We start from the raw sequence: 2,794 nt of genomic DNA, 5'->3' as shown, positions 1-2,794 counted from the left end.
GGAGCTGCAATGGTATTTGTTCGCGGCAGTGTTTCTGCCGGGGGCGGGCTATACGCTGCTGCGCAACGAGCATGTGCGGATCGACGTGATTATCGGTCGGTTCAGTCCGCAAGCGCGGGCGAAGGTCGAAATTTTCGGCACGCTGGTTTTCCTGATGCCGGTGGTGCTGCTGATTCTCTATCTGTCGTTCCCGATGGTGTGGGATTCGTTCATCCACAGCGAAATGTCCAGCAATGCGGGCGGCCTCATCCGCTGGCCGGCGAAAGTGCTGATCCCCATCGGCTTTACGCTGTTGGCGCTGCAAGGATTCTCGGAACTCATCAAGCGCATTGCCTTTCTGCAAGGCTTGATTCCCGATCCCGGCGAAAAAAACGTGGCCACCACTGAGCAGCGGCGAGCGAGTAACATCCAATGACCCAATTTTTGATTGAAAACATGGCGCCGCTTATGTTCGGCGGCCTTGTTTTGTTTCTGCTGCTCGGCTATCCGGTCGCTTTTGCACTGGGGGCCAATGGGCTTTTGTTCGGCTTGCTGGCGGTCGAGCTTGGCTTGATCCAAATGCAATTGTTTCAAGCACTACCGGAACGTATTTTCGGGATTATGACCAACGATACGCTGTTGGCCATTCCCTTCTTTACCTTCATGGGGCTGGTGTTGGAGCGATCCGGGATGGCGGAAGATTTGCTCGATACCATCGGGCAATTATTCGGGCCGATTCGCGGCGGGCTGGCCTATGCCGTTATCTTCGTCGGCGCTTTGCTGGCAGCGACGACCGGCGTGGTCGCCGCTTCGGTGATCTCGATGGGCCTAATTTCGCTGCCGATCATGCTGCGCTACGGTTACGACCGCCGCGTCGCCTCGGGCGTGATTGCGGCGTCGGGAACGCTGGCGCAAATCATCCCCCCCTCCCTCGTGCTCATCATCATGGCCGACCAATTGGGCCGGTCCGTGGGCGATATGTACGAAGGCGCGTTTCTGCCGGGCTTGATGCTGGCCGCCATGTATGCGGGCTTCATCTTCCTGATTTCGGTGTTCAAGCCCGACTTCGTTCCGGCGCTTCCGAAAGAAGCGCGCACGCTGCGCGGCATAAAGCTGTTTAACCGCGCGATGATTTCGCTGGTGCCGCCCCTGGTTCTGATCTTCCTCGTCCTTGGCACTATTTTCCTCGGGATTGCAACCCCCACGGAAGGCGGCGGCATGGGTGCGGCGGGCGCGATGATCCTCGCCCTCATGAAACGCAAGCTGAGCTGGAGCCTCGTCAAACAGGCGATGGATTCCACGACGAAGCTTTCGTCCTTCGTTATGTTCATCCTCATCGGCTCCACTGTTTTCGGCCTGACTTTCCGGGGCGTGAACGGCGATTTATGGGTCGAACATCTGCTCACCAGCCTGCCGGGTGGCCAAGTCGGCTTCCTGATTGCGGTGAATATCCTCTTCTTCGTGCTGGCCTTCTTCCTCGACTTCTTCGAGTTGGCCTTCATTCTGGTGCCGCTGGTCGGCCCGGTTGCGGATAAGCTCGGGATCGATCTGATTTGGTTCGGCGTGCTGCTCGGCGTGAACATGCAAACCTCGTTCATGCACCCGCCCTTCGGCTTTGCGCTGTTCTTCCTCAGGTCGGTCGCGCCGGAGAAGGCGTATAAGGATAAGATCACGGGCAAGACGATGGCCCCGATCACGACCCAGCAGATCTATTGGGGGTCGGTGCCCTTCGTTATCATCCAGATCATCATGGTCGCCATTCTCATCTTCTGGCCCGGCTTGGTGCTGGACTCGGTGCACGGGGCGGCGAAATTCGACCCTAGCACTATCCAAATCGAGTTGCCGCCGATGGATCAGGGCGAGCCTGAGGTCATCGAGTTCAAGTAAGCCTACCGCCGCCCCGGTCCACCTCGACCGGGGCGGTTTTCATTTGGGCCGGAACAGTCGCAGCCCGAGCAAGCCGTGCGGGGCGAAGAGGACGATGGCCATCAGCGCCAATCCCAACCCCGCCCCCCAATAGGCCGGGTGCCACGCCGCGAAACCCTCGCGCAGCACGCCGTACAGCACAGGCCCCAGCAGCGCCCCATAGCGCCGCCCGACGCCGCCCAAAATCAGCATCACCAGCAGATCGGCCGAACGGTGAAAGCTGAATACCTCGACCGAAACGAACTGCGTCGTTTGGGTGAGAAGCCCGCCCGCGAGACCGGCAAGCGCGCCGGAAAGAGCATAGGCGGTGCGCACGCGCGCCGTTTGGGCAATCCCCAAGGCTTGCAGCCGCGTCGGATTATCGTGCAGCGCGCGCAAGCTCACCCCAAAGGGCGCGGCCTCTAAGCGGCTGACGAGCCAAAAAGCGCCCGCCAGCACGGCCAGCGCGTACCAATAGCCGGTCTTGCCCCACAGATCGAAGCTGAACTGCCCGAACAGCGGCGCAGTATCGAGCCCGGACAGCCCGTCCTCGCCGCCCGTTACCCCCGGTAGGCGCAGGGCCGCTTCGTGCAGTAGCAACCCCAGCCCGAGCGTGACCATCAGCGCGGCGAGCCCGCGTAACCGCCCGAGGATCGCCCCGGCTGCCGCCCCCGCGAGCAAACCGATCGCCGCCGCCGCCACAAGCCCTGTCAGCGGCTCGGTCCAACCTGCGCGCGCCAGCAGCCCGGCGGTATAGGCCCCGAGCCCAAAGAAAGCGGCATGCCCCAGCGAGAGCAACCCGGCAAGCCCGACCAGCAGATGCAGCGACAGCGCGAAAAGCGCCAGAATCGTCAGATGCGTCGCCAGCGCCAAATGCTCCGGCAGCCCCCAAAAGACCGCGCTCGCGCCC

Annotated in this window: 3 protein-coding genes; 2 read left to right on the top strand and 1 reads right to left on the bottom strand. The window is 61.7% G+C overall.

What is annotated here, in order from left to right; translation table 11 throughout:
- Together VZ95_RS18025 and VZ95_RS18020 are read left to right on the top strand one after the other, a co-directional pair.
- Nucleotides 1-415 (top strand): TRAP transporter small permease subunit (locus tag VZ95_RS18025; protein WP_045777090.1); only part of this gene is annotated, 415 nt, incomplete at its 5' end.
- On the top strand, nucleotides 412-1,866 hold the full coding sequence (locus VZ95_RS18020; protein ID WP_045777089.1) for a TRAP transporter large permease: 1,455 nt from the start codon (nucleotides 412-414) through the stop codon (nucleotides 1,864-1,866). The genes VZ95_RS18025 and VZ95_RS18020, both read left to right, overlap by 4 nt.
- A gap of 39 nt (nucleotides 1,867-1,905) precedes the next feature.
- Here the strand turns inward: VZ95_RS18020 and VZ95_RS18015 are convergent.
- Nucleotides 1,906-2,794 (bottom strand): branched-chain amino acid ABC transporter permease (locus tag VZ95_RS18015; protein ID WP_045777088.1); only part of this gene is annotated, 889 nt, incomplete at its 5' end.

Origin of the sequence: Elstera litoralis, assembly GCF_000963705.1 — a bacterium.
GTDB classification, from domain to species: Bacteria; Pseudomonadota; Alphaproteobacteria; order Elsterales; family Elsteraceae; genus Elstera; species Elstera litoralis.
The sequence above is the reverse complement of the archived record's forward strand: the minus strand, read 5'-3'. Positions and strand labels throughout refer to the sequence as shown.

Excerpts from the sequence above, each read along its gene's own strand:
- VZ95_RS18020 (WP_045777089.1), top strand. The coding sequence starts at position 412 with ATGACCCAATTTTTGATTGAAAACATGGCGCCGCTTATGTTCGGCGGC.